Below are 15,930 nucleotides of genomic sequence, written 5' to 3'. Positions count from 1 at the left end.
TTCAAACACAGTCAACTGCGCGGCAAAGCCGCGCACGCGCTTGCTAAACTGCTCCACAACAAGCCACGAAAAGTGGGGGAACGCATGAAAACGGACATCTCCTGCGCGCTGCGCGTCGACGACGTATACAAGAGCTATGGCACGCACGAGGTGCTCAAGGGCATCTCGCTTGCTGCAAGGAAGGGCGATGTTATCTCCCTGATCGGCTCGTCTGGATCCGGCAAGAGCACCTTCCTGCGCTGCATCAACTTTCTTGAGATCCCCGATCGGGGCCGCTTCGTCATCAACGGCGAAGAGGTTCTCATGAAGACAGGACCGGACGGTCGCTCCCATCCCGCCAATCGGCGTCAGGTGGAGCGACTGCGCTCCGGGCTCGGAATGGTTTTCCAGAGCTTCAATCTCTGGGCGCACATGACAGTGCTGGAGAATGTCATCGAAGCTCCCGTTCATGTCCTCGGCATGGGGCGCAAGGAGGCAGTCGAGAAGGCTGAAGCACTCCTGCAGAAGGTCGGTCTCTACGAGAAGCGCAATGTCTATCCGGCTTTCATGTCAGGCGGCCAGCAGCAACGCGCCTCGATTGCAAGGGCGCTGTGTGTCGATCCGTCAGTGATGCTGTTTGACGAGCCGACATCCGCACTCGACCCGGAACTCGTCGGCGAAGTGCTGAAGGTCATTCGCGACCTCGCCGAAGAAGGCAGGACGATGCTGCTCGTTACCCACGAGATGAAATTTGCCCGAGACGTCTCCAACCACGTGATGTTTCTGCACCAGGGCCGTGTCGAGGAAGAGGGCCGGCCGGAACAGATTTTCGGCGCTCCGGCCAGCGCCCGATGCCGCGAGTTCACAAGTTCGTCCCGCCACTGAACGTGCGCGACCGCCAATCATAAGAGAAAGGGAACCTATATGAAGACCGCATCCTTCCTTGTCGCCGGCACGATCCTTATCGCCTCTGCCGGCAGCGCAGCCGCCGAAGTGCGATTTGGCATCATGAACGAAGCATACCCTCCGTTCTTTACAAAGGACGCGACCGGCAAGTGGGTGGGCTGGGAAATCGAACTGATGGATGCCGTCTGCGCCGAAATGAAGGAAACGTGCTCGGTCGTCGACATGTCGTGGGACGGACTGATTCCTGGTCTTCAGTCTCGAAAGTTCGATGTCATCTGGTCGTCCATGTCGATTACCGATGAGCGCAGCAAGACGATCGCCTTCACCAACAAATACTACAACACACCGAGCAAGCTGATCGGCGCGCAGGACGGCAAGGGCGGCACCAGCGTCGACGACGTCGCCGGCAAGACTGTCGGCATCCAGGTGTCCACGATCCAGGCGGAATACTACAAGAAGCACTATGCGAGCGTGGCGTCCGAGAAGACCTATGCCACGCTCGACGAGGCATTCCAGGATCTCGCCGTCGGTCGTGTGGACTACGTCTTCGGCGATTCCATTCCGCTGGTGACCTTCCTGCGGTCCGACTTCGGCAAGGATTGCTGCGAGGACAAGGGTAACGTGAAGGACGATCCGCAGGTCCTTGGGCAGGGTATTGGTGGTGGCTTGAGAAAGGACGACGTCGAGCTGCTCGCGAAGTTGAACGCCGCAATTGCCGCCGTTCGAGCCAACGGCACCTATGCAGCAATCTCCAAGAAGTATTTCGACTTCGATCCCTACGGCGAATGATTGGAGCGGAGGGGCGTCGAGGCGGCGCCCCTTCAGTTCATTCCGGACAATACTCCCTCAAAAAAGAACAGTGTGCGAGCCGCAGCGACCCCGTTCGAACGCCGAGGAACCGTTTCCTATGCCGACAAGTCCATCCATTCTAGAACTGCTTTCTCCCTATCCGCCAGGATGGGGCGGGGTGCTGCTTCAAGGCGCGGCCTCGACCATCCTGATTTCGCTTGGCGCGTACCTGCTCGGCATCATGATCGGGCTTGTGGGTGCGGCGGGAAAACTCAAGGGCAGCCGCCCGGTGTCCGCCGTGCTTGATGTCTATACGACGGCCGTTCGTGCCATTCCGGAACTGATCCTCATCATTGGCCTCTATTACGCCGGAACCGACGGCATCAACAAGCTGCTATCCTCATTCGCTTTGCCGCCGATCGAGATCAACGGCTTCTTCGCCGCCGTTGTCGTGCTCGGGATCGTGCAGGGCGCCTATATGACCGAGGTATTGCGCGGCGCGATCCTCGCTGTTCCGACCGGCCAGATCGAAGCTGCCAATGCCTTCGGCATGCGACCCTGGCTGCGGTTCCGCAGGATAGTTCTGCCGGCGTTGATGCCTAACGCTCTACCGGGACTGGCCAATCTATGGATGTCGGTCACCAAAGATAGTGCCCTGATCGCCGTGGTCGGTTATCAGGAGCTGGCGCTTGCCACTCGCCTGGCCGCCGGCAACACCAAACATTACTTCCTGTTCTTCTTTGCAGCGGCCTTGATCTACCTGGCAATCACGCTCGTCTCCAACGTCATGTTCATCAGTCTGGAAAGCTATTTCCGGCGCGGTCAGCCAAAAGCAGCCTGAAGGGACGAACTATGGATTTCTCATGGGTTTCCAACTACTGGCCGCTGATCGTAGCTGGCGCCACACAGACCGTGTTGCTGCTCGTGATCTCCGTCGGCTTCGGCTTCGTCTTGGCTATCGGCCTCGCGCTCGCGCAGGTGAACGGTCCGCATTGGCTGCGCTGGGTAGCCAAAAGCTACTGCACGTGTTTGCGAGGCACGCCACTGCTCATTCAATTGTGGCTGCTCTACTACGGTATCGGGTCGCTGCTCCCGATGATCCCGGGGCTGCGCTCGAGCTTCCTTTGGCCGATCGTGCGCGAGGGGTTCTTCTTCGCGACCGTGAGCTTCACACTGAACTATGCAGCTTACGAGGCCGAGGTGCTGCGTGGTGCGCTGCTCGCGGTGCATAAGGGCGAGTTGGAAGCCGGGCAGGCCTTTGGCATGGGCCGATGGACATTGTTGCGACGAATATGGCTGCCGAGGGCTATCCGTATCGCGCTCCCAACAATCACTGGTGAGGTGGTTCTGCAACTCAAGGCGACGCCGCTCGCCTTCACCGTCACGGTGATGGATCTCTACTCCGTCGCCTACAAGATCAGGCAGGATACGCTCCTGGTCTACGAGCCGCTTGTCGTCGTCACGATCTTCTATGTCTGCCTAACCATCCTCATCACGCGCGCCTTTCGGGTCGTCGAGATGCAGGTGCCGATACGGCGCTGAAGCTCGGAGCGCACACCAGATCCGATGTTCAAAGGATCGAGGGCGCCGCCCGTAAGGCCATTTCCTGGAAAACTCCGGGACCCAAATCGCAGGAGGACGCGATGACTATCTCGAAACTTTCAGACCTGCCAACGCACGAGGGGCGCAACATGAGGCCGCCTGGCGCAAGGGCAGCTCTCAACCGCGATACGCTGGCGCTGAGCGCCGGGCTTGTCATCGATCCGTCGACGAAGGCGATCGCCCCAAACATCTCCATGTCCGTCAACAACCTGCTTGAACCGGGCAACGGAACCTTTTCCGCAGATGGTGTCGATGATCTGACGGCTTTGCCCTTTCTTTACGCGCGCTGGACCAACCCGACGGTTCGCCAGCTAGAAAAGCGGCTCGCCGCCCTGGAAGGAGCCGACGACGCGGTTGCGACGGCAACGGGCGTGGCAGCCATCGGCGCCACGTTTCTCAGTTTCCTGAAAAAAGGTGACCACCTGATCCTTAGCGACGTCTGCTATGCCGGCGCTAACGAACTGGCTCGGCGCATCTTGCCGGACTACGGCATCGAGGTCACACCGGTGAACATGTCCCGCCCGCAGGATGTCGCGGCCGCCTTCCGTCCCAACACGAAGCTCGTCCATTGCGAAAGTCCGTGTAATCCGATCCTGCGCCTGACCGATCTCGGGGCTATTGCCGCGCTCGCCAGAAAGCATGGCGCACTGATGTCGGTCGATTCAACTCTTGCGACCCCCGTCGCCACGCAGCCGCTGCTGCTGGGGGTTGACCTGGTCATCCATTCTCTCACGAAATTCATCAACGGCCATGGCGATGCCCTGGGCGGGGTTGTCTGCGGCCGTAAGGAACTGGTGGAGAAAATTCGCTCGCGCGCCGGCGTTTACCTTGGCGCATCGATGCCGGCCATGAACGCCTGGCTCATTTTGCGCGGCATCGACACACTGTTTCCCCGCATTCGGACGATCTCCGAGTCCGCTTCAAAGATCGCGGCCTTCCTCCAGGACCATCCTTCGGTCGTGGCCGTGACCTATCCCGGGCTTGCCTCCCACCCACAACATGCGCTGGCGAAGCGCCAGATGGACCTATTCGGCGGCATCGTGACCTTTCAGGTGAAGGATCCGGGGAGGATGGCCCAGCAACTCGCCGGGCGCCTCAAGATTGCCCACTATGCCTTTTCGCTCGGCCACCAGCGCTCGATCGTCGTGCTGCTCGAAACGGATGAAATGATGAAGTCCACCTACCAGCTCTCCGGTGAACCGCTCGAGGACTATCGCCGCTTTGCTGGCGACGGCGTGTTCCGCCTGTCGGTCGGTCTCGAAGCGACAGACGACCTAATCGATGACCTCGATCAGGCCATTTCCGGGTGAGGCAGGGGCTGACCATGACGAAAATGCGCATCGAAGCCGATCATCTTGGCCGACGGGAATTACCGGCTGATGCCCTGATCGGCATCCATACGCGCCGAGCAACGGAGAACTTCGACGTTTCCGGCATCCGGCTCCAGGATTTCCCCGAGTTCATCCGCTCGCTGGCGATGGTCAAGAAGGCCGCTGCGGCGACCAATCGGGAGCTGGGCCTTATCGATCCTGCGATTTCGCAGGCCATCGATCGGGCGTGCGACAGGCTGATCACCGGGGAAATCCTTGCGCCGCATTTTCCTATCGACATGATGCAGGGTGGGGCGGGGACCTCGACCAACATGAACGTCAACGAGGTCATCGCCAATCTGGCGCTTGAGGCGCTGGGACGGCCGGCCGGCAGCTTCGAGGTGGTCAATCCGAACGATCACGTGAACCTGAGCCAATCGACCAACGACGTCTACCCGACCGCCATCCGGCTGACCGTGTTGCGGGAAGGCGAAGTGCTGGTCGCGGCGTTGCAGGCCTTGGTCACTGCCTTGCGGTCGAAGGGCGACATCTTCGCAGGCATCGTCAAGGTGGGCAGGACGCAGCTTCAGGATGCTGTCCCGATGTTCCTCGGCCAGGAGTTCGAAGCTTTTGCCGAGACGCTGGAGGAGGACGTCGCGCATTTTCTGGGCACGGCTGAATTGATGCGCGAGGTCAATCTCGGAGGCACGGCGATTGGTACCGGCGTCAACGCGCCACCGGGGTTCTCGGCGGCGGTCTGCGCGCACCTTTCCATGATGTCCGGGATTGCGGTGAGGCCGGCGCGCAATCTGGTCGAGGCGACATCCGACACGGGCGCGTTCGTGACGCTTTCGGGGACGCTGAAGCGCACAGCGGTGAAGCTCTCCAAGATCTGCAATGACCTTCGCCTGCTGTCGAGCGGTCCGCGCGCCGGTTTCGGTGAGATTCGGCTCCCGGCCCTCCAGGCTGGCTCCTCGATCATGCCGGGCAAGGTCAATCCGGTGATCCCCGAAATGGTAAACCAGATTGGCTTTCAGGTGATCGGTAACGACCTGACGGTCACACTTGCTGCCAGCGCCGGCCAGCTTCAGCTGAACGCTATGGAACCGGTCATCGTGCTCAACATCCTGCAGTCGCTGCGACTTTTGGTGAGAGGCCTTGACGCGCTTCGTACCCGATGCATCGACGGAATAGAGGCGGATGCCGAACGTTGTCAGGCGCTTTACGACGGGTCCCTTGTCCTTGCTGCTGCTCTCAATCCCTTCGTCGGATACGCAAAGGCCGCTGCCTTTGCCGGCCGGGCGCTCGCAGAAGGCATCCCGCTGCGCGAGGCGGTCGAGCGCGACAGCGGGCTGAGTGCTGCCCAGATCGACGCGATTTTCGGCGCTGGTGTCGTCAAAAGCTGAAGGGACGGACAATGGCTGTTTTTACAGATCTATCGGAGGCCGAGTGCGATCAGATCGCGATGGCCTATCGCCTTGGGCGCCTGACCTCGGTGATCGGCATTGCCGATGGCGATGCGGAGACTACCTTCCTTTTCCGTTCCGAGCGCGGTGAGTTCATCATTACCCTGTTCGAGAGCGGCGCCGACCCGTTTGATCTTGAGCGCGCTTTCCGCACGATGGAGACGCTTGCTGCCGCTGGCGTACCCTGTCCCGCGACCTTCCGCACGGATGCGGGTGCGGCAACGATCACCGTGTCGGGCAAGTTCGTCGCGGTTGTCGGTTTTGTGCCCGGAGCGCGGCCAAGCGAGATCACCACCGGCAAGTGCCACGCACTGGGTGTCTGCGTCGCGCGGATACACCAGACGCTGAGGCGCGCAGTAGAGGCAGTGTCGGACGAGTTGCCAAGAGGAGCTGTTCACGGCGCTATCAATCGCGACAACGTGTTCTTTCTCGGCGGAGAGGTGAGTGGTGTCATCAATTTTCGACTGCGCCACGACGATGTTCTGATCGCCGAACTCGCCCAGGTGCTGCTGCATTGGACCGCGAAGGCAAACGGTGCGCTCGACAGGACGCTCGCCGGCGCGCTACTGACCGGCTATACAGAAGTTCGTAACCTCAGCGAGCCAGAGCAACAGGCCTTGCCGGGCTTCACCATGGCGGCCGCCGCGACCTCGTTTGCGCAGTGTGGCAGGTTTACCGAACTCGAAGACGCCGCGCAATACGCCTTCCGGTCTGCCAAGGTCGTCGTCGAGGAGATGCGGTCATGAAGCGCATCCTCGACCGGGCGGACGAGCGCATTCTCGCCGAGTTGACCCGCAACGCCCGGATTCCCCATGCGGAGTTGGCCGAGAAGGTGAACCTTTCGCGCAATGCCGTGCGCCAGCGGATCGAGCGGCTGGAGCGTGATAGCCTCATCCTGGGGTACACGATCGTCGCAGGCGAGGGAAAGCCGCGCACCGCGGCGGTCACCGCACTGATGTTTGTCTACCGTCATGACCGCATGCGCGGTGGTGAGGTCATCCAGGCACTCAAGTGCTTGCCGGAGGTCGTCTCCTGCGATGTCATCAGCGGCGAGTTCGACCTCGTTGTTCGTGTCGAGGCGAATACGACGGACCGCATCCGTGAAATCTGGCAGGAAGTGTCCGTCCTGCCCGGTGTTCGGGACACGCTGACGGCATTCGCATTGTCCTCGATGATCAAGCGCTGACCGGGATGGGAAGGAAATCCATGAAATCCGTAAGAATCCTCGACGGCGGCATGAGTCGCGAGCTTGTCCGCCTCGGTGCGCACCTCAGGCAACCGGAGTGGTCTGCACTCGCGCTGATTGAGAGCCCGGCAATCGTTCGGCGCGTGCATGAGGAGTTTATTGCCGCAGGCGCCGACATCATCACCACCAACAGTTACGCGCTGGTACCGTTCCACATTGGCGAGGAGCGGTTCCGATTAGAGGGCCGCAGGCTGATGTCCCTTGCCGGACGTCTGGCGCGTGAGGCGGCCGACGCGAGTGTGGACCGAACGGTGCTCGTCGCCGGATCGTTGCCGCCGATTTTTGGCTCCTACGAGCCGCAGCGCTTCATGCCGGACCGCGTGCACGACTACCTCGGCGCGCTGGTTGAGGAACTCTCGCCGTCGGTGGATGTCTGGCTCGGAGAAACCCTCAGCTTGGTGGCTGAAGCCGAAGCGGTGCGGATTGCGGTGGCCGGCACCCGCAGACCATTCTGGATATCATTCACGCTCGATGACGAGCCGGGTGCCGAACGCAGGCCGGCAGCGCTGCGCTCCGGCGAAAGCGTGGAGGAGGCCGCGCGCTGTATCGCCGGATCTGGTGCGGCCGCACTGCTCTTCAATTGCAGCCGCCCGGAAGTCATGCGGCGCGCCGTCGAAGAGGCGGCCAGCGTTCTTGCGGAGGAACGACGCATTATCTCGATCGGTGTTTACGCCAATGCGCTCGCCACTGAGGAGCAAGGCGCAGCAAACGAGACACTTCATGCGGTCCGCAACGACTTGTCTGTCGACGGCTACTCCAGCTTCGCCTGTGAATGGGCAGAGAGCGGCGCGACGATCATCGGCGGCTGCTGCGGTGTCGGAGCATCGCACATCCGTTGCGTCTCTGCCCGGTTCAAGGTGGGCGAAAGATAGCGTTTCCTTTTCGGAGTGCATGGACCACTGGTTCAATTCACCTCAAGGCGTCCATCATAGTTTTTTGGATGTAGAGCGAAAGGCCGGGGGTGCCGGCCAATCCAAGTGAGGTATTAAAACAATGGACGCTTAGAAATTCCCATGATTTTAACTTTGATTGAGCATATCAATGGTGCTGGTTGCGCTACACAAGGCCAAAAAGAACGGGCTGCCGATGGCGGGACCCCAATTCTACTCACATAGATCCGATTAATAGTTACGTCGCTCTTTCTTCTGCGGTGTTCGGTCTCCACCTGATCAGCCGGCCTTCCAGAACATCGAGAAGTCGGTCGATGATGAGCACGAACACGGCTAGGATGATGATGCCGGCAAACACTCCAACCGCGTCGAAGTTGCCTTCCGCCTGCGCGATCAGATAGCCGAGCCCCGCAGAGGAGCCGAGATATTCGCCAATGATGGCGCCGACCACCGCGAAGCCGACTGACGTGCGAAGGGAGGACAAAATCCAGCTGGCTGCCGCCGGAAAATAGACATGCCGCAATAGATCGGAACGTTTGGCCCCGAGAATCCTTGCGTTTGCGAGGACGACCGGATTGACTTCGCGGACGCCCTGCATGGCGTTGAAGAAGGTGATGAAGAAGACAAGCGTTACTGCGAGCGCTACCTTGGACCATAGGCCGAGACCAAGCCAAAGCACGAAAATTGGGGCAAGCACGACGCGCGGAATGGCGTTCAGGCCTTTGATGAAGGGGTCCAAAATCCGTGCCGCACTGCGGCTAAGACCGAGCCATACACCGGCTGCGACGCCAAGGCCCGTGCCGATGATGTAGCCGAGCACAGTCTCCGTCAGTGTGATTGACACATGACGATAGAAGCTGGGATCAACAATCCAGCTGATCATCTGGTTGAAGATGTCGAGCGGGGCTGGAAAGAAGAAGACATCGATGAAGCCGGCGGTCACTCCAAGCTGCCAGCCGCCGAGGATAAAGATTAGCATTCCGAGCTGGATGATGCGTTCAGTCACGACGTTCATAGCTTTTCTCCACTTCGCCGCGCAGGGAAGCCCAGATATTTCGATAAAGATCCATAAAGCGTGGATCGAGTTTAATTTCCGCGACGTCGCGAGGGCGCTCGAGTTCCACCGGGAAGCTTTCGATAACCCGTGAACGAGGGCCGGCTGCAAGAATTGCGACCCGGTCGCCGAGGGCTATTGCTTCTTCGAGGTCATGCGTGATCATTACGACAGCCCTGCGCTCTTCCTGCCACAGACGCAGGAGTTCGTTTTGCATGAGGTGCCGTGTGTGAATATCGAGGGCCGAAAAGGGCTCGTCCATTAGAATGACTTTGGGGCCGGAGATTAGGGCCTGCGCCATCTGGACGCGCTTGCGCTGGCCGCCCGAAAGTTGATGCGGATAGCGATGCTCGAACCCTTTGAGTCCAACTTTCGCAAGCCAGTTCATAGAACGCTCGCGCCGCTCTGAACTCGGCACACCTTTGAACAGCAGTCCCAGCTCGACATTCTCGATCGATGTCTTCCAGGGCAGCAGTGCGTCCTGCTGAAAGAGATAGCCGATATCGTTCTGGACGCCCTTAACCGGAGCGCCGTCGATCGCCACTGTTCCGCTGGCAGGCTTCAGAAGACCAGCAATGGCGTTGAGCACGGTACTTTTGCCACAGCCTGTCGGTCCCACGATGGCGAGAAACTCGCCATCGGCAACTGTCAGGTTCACGTCCTGCACCGCGACATAGGAGCCGAATGACATCGTGACGGCGTCAATCGATACCATTGGCCTTTTGTTTAGCTCGCCCGACGGAACGGACATGGGTTTTACGACAGCCAATGCCATGGCCTCCTCCTGGGTTAATTGATGGTCTTGTCGGTGACTTTGTCCACGAAAGCGTTCGTGTAGGTTTTGGAAAGATCGATAGTCGCGGCAGCAACTTTTTCGTTGAAACTCTTCAACACGGCGAGGGGTGTCTGAGTGTCGGTCTCGCTGAATTTGCCATCGACCGAGAAGATCGGTTTGGCATTCTCGACAGCCTTCACATAGGTGTCCCGGTCACCGGAGATGAATTCCTTCGGCAGTTTTTCGACGATCTCTTCAGCGCTGTGTGTGTTCATCCAGGCCAGCGCCTTCACGGTCGCGTTTGTGACTTTCTGGATGGTTTCCGGGTTCTCATCGATATAGGCCTGCGTCGCATAAAGGACGGAGGTCGGGTAGATCCCACCGTAGATTTCCGTGGCACCCGCGTCGCTGCGGGCGTCGATCAAAATCTTGCCGACACCCTTGGCTTCGATAAAGGTTGCCGCCGGATCGTAGTTGACCAATAGATCAACCTTCCCTTGCTCGAGCGCCGCAACAGCAGCTGAACCGGAGCCTACCCCGATCAACGAGACGTCATCAGCCGATAGGCTGTGGCGCTGCAGATAATAGCGAACGAAGAAGTCTGAAGACGAGCCCGGCGCTGTGATACCGATTTTCGCGCCCTTGATCGTTTCAGGTTTGGCAGGATCGAACGCAGCGTTCTTTCCACCGGCAAGCACGAGCCCGGAATTGCGGGCCAATTGCACGAAGGCGACAACAGCCTTGTCCTGCGACTGCATCTGGATGGTGTGGTCGTAGAAGCCGACGGCGATATCCGTAGAGCCGGCAACGAGCGCCTGCAGCGTCTTGGAACCACCCGATGCGAAGTTTTCGACGGTTACCTCAAGACCTTCCTTCTCGTAGAGACCTAGGCCAGCTGCGACCGGAAAGGGCAGGTTGTTGAGGTTGTAGGACCCGACGCTGATGCGGACGGGTTCCGCAATAGCCGAACCGGCGAAAGCGACCGTTGCCGCAAGTGCGAGCAATAGGTTACGCATGTGTATTCCTCCCTGATGCGTGGCGCCCTCCCGGCAACCACTTTCGATTATGCCGCGCAAACCATTTGCGCGATAGGTTTTGCAAAGACCTGCCCTTCGAAGAGGCGCCGGGCCGTACGCAGGATTCCAGCAACTGTCTTGCCATCGCGGGTATCCAGTTTCACTTCCAAACGGCCGCTTGGATGTTCGAGAACGAGAACGACCGGTGGCTTGCGGTCTCCGATCAGCCGCGAGGCGACGGTTCCGTCGCTGATGCAGGCCGTGGCTATGCCGACCGCACCGGTCGTTGCGAGAGATGGGTGGCACTGATGCGGCATGAAATAGCGCACGCCGAGATCGCCGCCGTTATTGGGCCTGGAGATTAGAACCGGCTTTGGCGTGACCTGATTGCTGACGTCACCCATACCCATGCGCCGGCCGGCTTCGAGCCTCAGAGTTTCGAGCCGTTCGAGCAATGCGCTGTTCGTATTAAGCTCGGCTGCAGGTTCGTCGCCCGTCACACCGAGGGCGGTGGCTGCCAGCAACATCATCGGCATAGCGCAGTCGATGCAGGTGACATCGATACCGTCAATGCTGTCGCGCGGGTTGCCGGTGGGAAAAAGCTTCCCTGTGCGTGCCCCGGCCGCGTCCATGAAGGTCAGCGCGATCGGCGCAGCATTGCCGGGCACGCCGTCGATCGAGGCATCCCCCATATAGGCAACGCAGCCATCAGGGGTCGGAACCTCCGCTTCGATCAGTTTACCGGTATTGACGTTGTGAATGCGCACGCGGGTTACGCCCGTCGCTGCCTTGACCAGGCCAGCCTCGATCGCGAACGGCCCGACGGCCGCTAGCATATTTCCACAATTCGGCGAGGTATCGACGAATTGCTGATCGATGCGGACCTGGGCGAACAGATAGTCCACATCGGCATCCGATATGGTTGCCGGGCCGACGATGGCAACCTTGCTGGTGACAGGGTTGCCGCCGCCGATACCATCGATCTGCAGAGGATGACCAGATCCCATGACTGAAAGCAGGATCTGATCGCGTTGACGCTCATCCGACGGAAGATCGGATGCGAGAAAGAACGGTCCCTTGGAGGTGCCGCCGCGCATCAGAACACAGGGAATGGAAATCAGATCGTTCATAGTTGTATCCGCTTACTGATGTGATTTAAATATCAATCAGCTTCTTTGTTGCAGTAAGCGGCAAAACGATTGATATGTGAAATGCGAATTTCAGAGGGAATGATGCGTTATGAGCATTAATTGCGAGATACTGGATCTCCGCGCGTTTCTAGCGGTGGTCGAACTGGAAAACTTCCACCGCTCTGCCGAAGCGCTCAATCTGTCACAGCCGGCACTCAGCCGTCGAATTCAGAAGCTGGAGCTGGCAATCGGGGCGCCCTTGCTCGAGCGCACCACGCGTCACGTCTCGACAACCGCCCTTGGCGCGGAACTGATCCCGTTGGTGCGACGAATGCTTGAGGAGTTCGACACGTCGCTGTTTGCGGTGCGCGATGTCGGATCTCAGCGCAGCGGCCTTGTGACTATCGCATGTCTGCCAACGGCCGCTTTTTATTTTTTGCCAACCGTCATCAAGCAGTTCAGCGCAGAGTATCCCAATATTCGTTTTCGCATTCTCGATCTGCCGGCTACCGACGGTCTACAGGCAGTCGCCCGTGGGGAAGTCGAGTTCGGCATCAATATCATGGGCTTTTCAGATCCCGACCTCATCTTCGACAGGCTCATCGAAGATCCATTCGTGCTGGCGGCACGCAAGGATCATCCGCTGGTAGCGAAGAGCGAACTCGAATGGGACGATCTGGCGCCCTATCAACTGATCACAGTTCACCGGTCCAGCGGCAACCGTACGCTTCTTGACGCCGCGTTGGCGAAATCGAACCTGAAACTGCGTTGGTCCTATGAAGTCACACATCTTTCGACATCGCTTGGTTTGGTGGAAGCCGGGCTTGGAATTTCGGTTCTGCCCAAACTCGCTACACCACAGGAAGAGCACCCGTTCCTAGTCACGAGACCTATTCGCAATCCTCAAATCTCACGAACGATCGGCATTGTGCGTCGTCGCGGTGGGACGCTTTCGCCCGCGGCCGAGCGCTTCATGACAATGTTGATTGGGACGTGGTCCGAAGGAAACTGAGCAACTGAAAAGCTACCGGGATGGTAACCCGACTGCTTTTCAGTCAAATGTTCTCTTTTTTCCGCTACAAGAACGCCTTGAAGAAACCGACCGTTCGCCATGAAGCACCGACGGCCTTGTATGGGTATGCCGTTTCGGCCGGCTTTTGCACATAAATAGACGAAGACACGCCCCCTCTGCCGAAGAGCATCTATCAGAGCGAAGCTTGACGCCGAAATAGCTATCCTCATCGCGAACCTGCGACAAAAACCGGACAATGGACCGTCGCCGTTGCGGTTATGCCTCATGCACTAACCGCATAGTAGCCATTCGTTGCACTAGCCGTGCCGAATCCCGCTCTGGGAGGTCGGAAGTTGATCCTGGAGTCAATAATCAATAATCAAGATGGTAGACGTCCGACCGGCTGACTGGTCGCGCGCGACCAATTCCCATTAGCAAAGACCCCAGATGCGATGACGCTGGGCGAACGCTCGGATTTGATAACGTCAGTTGCGAGTGGGCTTGTGGCGACCGCCGAGAAGCCGCAGGAAATCCGAAACGACAGATTCGCGGTGACCTCGATCGGTCTGACTAGGATCATAAACGGCTGCGCTGGCGACGGTGTTGCCTGCCGCCAGGACTGGATCGTCGCAGTCGGAACCGACTTCAGCGAATTCGCCACAGCACCTCGGGGCCCGCCTCCCTAGAAATCGGCGACCTTACCCCAGGCAGACTTTCGGAAGCGGTCCGGATGGTACGCGCGGGGGTCGACGATTGGCTCGTCACCAGTGACGATGTCGGCGATCAGGTGACCGGCGCCGGGACCAATGCCGAAGCCGTGCCCGCTGAAGCCGGCGGCGAGGATGAACCCCGGTATGGCGGCGATTTCGCCGATGCCAGGCACACCGTCCGGCGTGCTGTCGATATAACCCGCCCATGCGGCGGTGATACTGGTGTTCTTAAGGTCGGGCAGGAGGTCGAGCGCGCGCGAATGGGTGAGGCGAATAGTGTCTTTATCGACTGCAGGATCAAGGATGCGCATGCGCTCCATTGGCGTCGGCGCATCGAGGCGCCAGCGAGTCAGGCTCTCGTGACGGGAACGGAAGCCTTCGATGCCGCCGGGTGCAAGGCTGCGCCAGCGCCGGGCGAACATCGGCAGAAACTGCGGCGCGAAACGCAATTGCTGCGGCGTCGGATCGACACGGCCGCGGCCACTGATGGCGAGCGTGTAGCCGCCGTCCCCGCGGCGCGTCACCGAAACGGCGGCCGTATGCAGCGCGTCCGGAAGGCGGATGGCGCCTGGCGAGACGGCCAGGATTGATGATCGGATTGCGGCTTGGGGAAAGCGGATGCCGAGTTGACGGCAGAAGGAGGAGGCCCAGGCGCCGCCGGCAAGGATCGCCGTCTTCGTGCGGATGGTGCCATGCTCGGTAACGACACCAGAAAGGCGACCGCCTTCTGTCTCTATGCCGCGGGCGGCGCAGGACTGATGCACGGTGCCGCCGAGCTTGAGGATCGCACGTGCGACCGCGGGTGCTGCACTTGCCGGATCGGCGGTGCCGTCGGTCGGCGAAAAGACCCCCCCCTTCCACGGCTTTCCGGTGGCGCGGCCGCGTTCGGTCGCCTCGGCTCTGTCGAGCATATACGTTGTGACGCCGAGCGCACGGGCAAAGTCGCGCCAGCGGGCCCAGCCGGCCAGTTCCTCTTCGCTGTTGCTGAGGTAGAACAACCCGCAGCGTCGGAAGCCGGTATCCTCGCCGCTCTCGGCGGCGAAACGCTCCCAAAGATAGAGGCTCTTCGTCGCCATCGGCAATTCGCGGGCGTCCCGGTTCTGCTGGCGGCACCAGCCCCAGTTGCGGCTCGACTGCTCCGCGCCGATCCGGCCCTTCTCGACGACGGCTACCTTTAATCCGCGGCGGGCAAGATAGTAGGCCGCAAACACACCGACAATGCCGCCGCCGATCACCACGGCATCGGCGTCTTCGGGCAACTGCGGCGTTGTGTCGATGAGTTTCAGCGGTGCGGGCATGGCGTGACCTCCGTTACCAGCACAGTCTAACGGCTATTGCGCAATGGCGTTGCCGGACTGCGGCTGGCGCGCAGCAGAAGATTCCGTATTGGGGGAGCAATGCCGCCCTTTCTGCTTTGGCCCGCTGTGCCAAACGAAATCGACACGTCTCATCAGTGTGTTAAGGTCCTAGCTGGGAAAGTCGCAGCACAATCTGCTGTCCCGTTGGCCACGTAGCAAGGGGAAGGCGCGCCATGAAACTCGACCGGATCGACATCAAGATTCTGTACGAACTGCAGAAGAACGGCCGCATCACCAATGTGGAACTCGCCGAATTGGTCAACCTGTCGCCGAGCCCCTGTCTGATGCGGGTCAAGAAGCTGCAGTCGGAGGGTTACATTGAGGGCTATTCGGCGCAGATCAACGTCAGCAAGCTCGGGCAGACCCTGACGGTATTTACCGAAATCACGCTGAAGAACCACCGGCAGATCGACTTTGCCCGGTTCCTGGCGGCGATAGACAAGGTCGACAACGTTATGGAATGCCATCTAGTGTCAGGAGGCTACGACTACCTTCTAAAATTCGTCACGGCCGGGATCGGTGAATACCAGACTATCATGGAGCGCCTCACCGACATGGACGTCGGCATCGACAAGTATTTCAGTTTCGTCGTCTTGAAGTCGCCGATAGTCAAGGTGCACATGCCACTGACCAGCCTGTTTCGGATGTAGGATCTTCGGATCGGTTTGCGCGGCCGACGCTTGCGTT

Annotated in this window: 16 protein-coding genes; 11 read left to right on the top strand and 5 right to left on the bottom strand. The window is 59.7% G+C overall.

What is annotated here, in order from left to right:
- Window positions 1-84 precede the first annotated feature (84 nt).
- The 9 genes from AC3WWH_RS28705 to AC3WWH_RS28665 all read left to right on the top strand — a co-directional run bounded on the left by AC3WWH_RS28705 (window position 85) and on the right by AC3WWH_RS28665 (window position 8,170).
- Complete coding sequence (locus AC3WWH_RS28705; RefSeq protein WP_058324035.1) at window positions 85-864, top strand: ABC transporter ATP-binding protein; 780 nt, start codon at window positions 85-87, stop codon at window positions 862-864.
- Window positions 865-903: 39 nt separating this feature from the next.
- Window positions 904-1,674: a transporter substrate-binding domain-containing protein gene (locus tag AC3WWH_RS28700; RefSeq protein WP_058324027.1), complete on the top strand. Its 771-nt coding sequence runs from the start codon at window positions 904-906 to the stop codon at window positions 1,672-1,674.
- A 118-nt stretch (window positions 1,675-1,792) separates the two neighbouring features.
- Window positions 1,793-2,515 carry an ABC transporter permease gene (locus AC3WWH_RS28695; RefSeq protein WP_058324026.1) on the top strand — a complete coding sequence of 241 codons (723 nt, stop codon included), beginning with the start codon at window positions 1,793-1,795 and terminating at the stop codon, window positions 2,513-2,515.
- An 11-nt stretch (window positions 2,516-2,526) separates the two neighbouring features.
- Entirely contained in the window at window positions 2,527-3,216 is a 690-nt protein-coding gene (locus AC3WWH_RS28690; RefSeq protein ID WP_058324025.1) for an ABC transporter permease, read from the top strand.
- Between the two features lie 101 nt (window positions 3,217-3,317).
- Window positions 3,318-4,586 (top strand): trans-sulfuration enzyme family protein, encoded by a 1,269-nt coding sequence (locus AC3WWH_RS28685; protein WP_058324024.1) that lies wholly within the window; start codon window positions 3,318-3,320, stop codon window positions 4,584-4,586.
- A gap of 14 nt (window positions 4,587-4,600) precedes the next feature.
- A complete protein-coding gene (locus tag AC3WWH_RS28680; protein ID WP_113398992.1) occupies window positions 4,601-5,992 on the top strand; it encodes an aspartate ammonia-lyase in 1,392 nt (463 codons plus the stop codon).
- An 11-nt stretch (window positions 5,993-6,003) separates the two neighbouring features.
- Entirely contained in the window at window positions 6,004-6,798 is a 795-nt protein-coding gene (locus tag AC3WWH_RS28675) for a phosphotransferase (RefSeq protein WP_058324023.1), read from the top strand.
- The gene (locus AC3WWH_RS28670; RefSeq protein WP_058324022.1) at window positions 6,795-7,238 is read left to right on the top strand and encodes an Lrp/AsnC family transcriptional regulator; all 444 of its coding nucleotides are present in this window, start codon (window positions 6,795-6,797) and stop codon (window positions 7,236-7,238) included. The genes AC3WWH_RS28675 and AC3WWH_RS28670 overlap by 4 nt, the downstream gene beginning before the upstream one ends.
- Window positions 7,239-7,258: 20 nt before the next feature.
- Window positions 7,259-8,170: a homocysteine S-methyltransferase family protein gene (locus AC3WWH_RS28665; RefSeq protein WP_058324021.1), complete on the top strand. Its 912-nt coding sequence runs from the start codon at window positions 7,259-7,261 to the stop codon at window positions 8,168-8,170.
- Window positions 8,171-8,426: 256 nt separating this feature from the next.
- On the opposite strand, the gene AC3WWH_RS28660 is transcribed toward AC3WWH_RS28665, so the two are convergent.
- The 4 genes from AC3WWH_RS28660 to AC3WWH_RS28645 are packed head-to-tail and all read right to left on the bottom strand — an operon-like array spanning window position 8,427 to window position 12,163.
- Window positions 8,427-9,203 carry an ABC transporter permease gene (locus tag AC3WWH_RS28660; protein ID WP_058324020.1) on the bottom strand — a complete coding sequence of 259 codons (777 nt, stop codon included), beginning with the start codon at window positions 9,201-9,203 and terminating at the stop codon, window positions 8,427-8,429.
- Window positions 9,187-10,017 (bottom strand): ABC transporter ATP-binding protein, encoded by an 831-nt coding sequence (locus AC3WWH_RS28655; protein ID WP_058324019.1) that lies wholly within the window; start codon window positions 10,015-10,017, stop codon window positions 9,187-9,189. The genes AC3WWH_RS28660 and AC3WWH_RS28655 overlap by 17 nt, the downstream gene beginning before the upstream one ends.
- A gap of 14 nt (window positions 10,018-10,031) precedes the next feature.
- Window positions 10,032-11,033 carry an ABC transporter substrate-binding protein gene (locus AC3WWH_RS28650; RefSeq protein ID WP_058324018.1) on the bottom strand — a complete coding sequence of 334 codons (1,002 nt, stop codon included), beginning with the start codon at window positions 11,031-11,033 and terminating at the stop codon, window positions 10,032-10,034.
- 47 nt (window positions 11,034-11,080) lie between these two features.
- Window positions 11,081-12,163, bottom strand: coding sequence for a 4-oxalomesaconate tautomerase (locus AC3WWH_RS28645; protein WP_058324017.1), 1,083 nt, complete (start codon window positions 12,161-12,163; stop codon window positions 11,081-11,083).
- A gap of 109 nt (window positions 12,164-12,272) precedes the next feature.
- Between AC3WWH_RS28645 and AC3WWH_RS28640 the strand changes: the two genes are divergently transcribed.
- A complete protein-coding gene (locus AC3WWH_RS28640; protein ID WP_058324016.1) occupies window positions 12,273-13,175 on the top strand; it encodes a LysR family transcriptional regulator in 903 nt (300 codons plus the stop codon).
- A 682-nt stretch (window positions 13,176-13,857) separates the two neighbouring features.
- Here AC3WWH_RS28640 and AC3WWH_RS28635 read toward each other — a convergent pair.
- Window positions 13,858-15,183 carry an NAD(P)/FAD-dependent oxidoreductase gene (locus AC3WWH_RS28635; RefSeq protein WP_058324014.1) on the bottom strand — a complete coding sequence of 442 codons (1,326 nt, stop codon included), beginning with the start codon at window positions 15,181-15,183 and terminating at the stop codon, window positions 13,858-13,860.
- A gap of 233 nt (window positions 15,184-15,416) precedes the next feature.
- Here AC3WWH_RS28635 and AC3WWH_RS28630 point away from each other — a divergent pair, with 233 nt between their 5' ends.
- Window positions 15,417-15,893, top strand: a complete 477-nt coding sequence (locus AC3WWH_RS28630; RefSeq protein WP_057249969.1) for an Lrp/AsnC family transcriptional regulator — start codon at window positions 15,417-15,419, stop codon at window positions 15,891-15,893.
- Window positions 15,894-15,930: the final 37 nt, after the last annotated feature.

This window comes from Ensifer sp. EB106-03-01-XG145, assembly GCF_058792075.1.
The sequence above is the reverse complement of the archived record's forward strand: the minus strand, read 5'-3'. Positions and strand labels throughout refer to the sequence as shown.

Excerpts from the sequence above, each read along its gene's own strand:
- AC3WWH_RS28705 (WP_058324035.1), top strand. The coding sequence starts at position 85 with ATGAAAACGGACATCTCCTGCGCGCTGCGCGTCGACGACGTATACAAG.
- AC3WWH_RS28700 (WP_058324027.1), top strand. The coding sequence starts at position 904 with ATGAAGACCGCATCCTTCCTTGTCGCCGGCACGATCCTTATCGCCTCT.
- AC3WWH_RS28695 (WP_058324026.1), top strand. The coding sequence starts at position 1,793 with ATGCCGACAAGTCCATCCATTCTAGAACTGCTTTCTCCCTATCCGCCA.
- AC3WWH_RS28690 (WP_058324025.1), top strand. The coding sequence starts at position 2,527 with ATGGATTTCTCATGGGTTTCCAACTACTGGCCGCTGATCGTAGCTGGC.
- AC3WWH_RS28685 (WP_058324024.1), top strand. The coding sequence starts at position 3,318 with ATGACTATCTCGAAACTTTCAGACCTGCCAACGCACGAGGGGCGCAAC.
- AC3WWH_RS28680 (WP_113398992.1), top strand. The coding sequence starts at position 4,601 with ATGACGAAAATGCGCATCGAAGCCGATCATCTTGGCCGACGGGAATTA.
- AC3WWH_RS28675 (WP_058324023.1), top strand. The coding sequence starts at position 6,004 with ATGGCTGTTTTTACAGATCTATCGGAGGCCGAGTGCGATCAGATCGCG.
- AC3WWH_RS28670 (WP_058324022.1), top strand. The coding sequence starts at position 6,795 with ATGAAGCGCATCCTCGACCGGGCGGACGAGCGCATTCTCGCCGAGTTG.
- AC3WWH_RS28665 (WP_058324021.1), top strand. The coding sequence starts at position 7,259 with ATGAAATCCGTAAGAATCCTCGACGGCGGCATGAGTCGCGAGCTTGTC.
- AC3WWH_RS28660 (WP_058324020.1), bottom strand. The coding sequence starts at position 9,203 with ATGAACGTCGTGACTGAACGCATCATCCAGCTCGGAATGCTAATCTTT.
- AC3WWH_RS28655 (WP_058324019.1), bottom strand. The coding sequence starts at position 10,017 with ATGGCATTGGCTGTCGTAAAACCCATGTCCGTTCCGTCGGGCGAGCTA.
- AC3WWH_RS28650 (WP_058324018.1), bottom strand. The coding sequence starts at position 11,033 with ATGCGTAACCTATTGCTCGCACTTGCGGCAACGGTCGCTTTCGCCGGT.
- AC3WWH_RS28645 (WP_058324017.1), bottom strand. The coding sequence starts at position 12,163 with ATGAACGATCTGATTTCCATTCCCTGTGTTCTGATGCGCGGCGGCACC.
- AC3WWH_RS28640 (WP_058324016.1), top strand. The coding sequence starts at position 12,273 with ATGAGCATTAATTGCGAGATACTGGATCTCCGCGCGTTTCTAGCGGTG.
- AC3WWH_RS28635 (WP_058324014.1), bottom strand. The coding sequence starts at position 15,183 with ATGCCCGCACCGCTGAAACTCATCGACACAACGCCGCAGTTGCCCGAA.
- AC3WWH_RS28630 (WP_057249969.1), top strand. The coding sequence starts at position 15,417 with ATGAAACTCGACCGGATCGACATCAAGATTCTGTACGAACTGCAGAAG.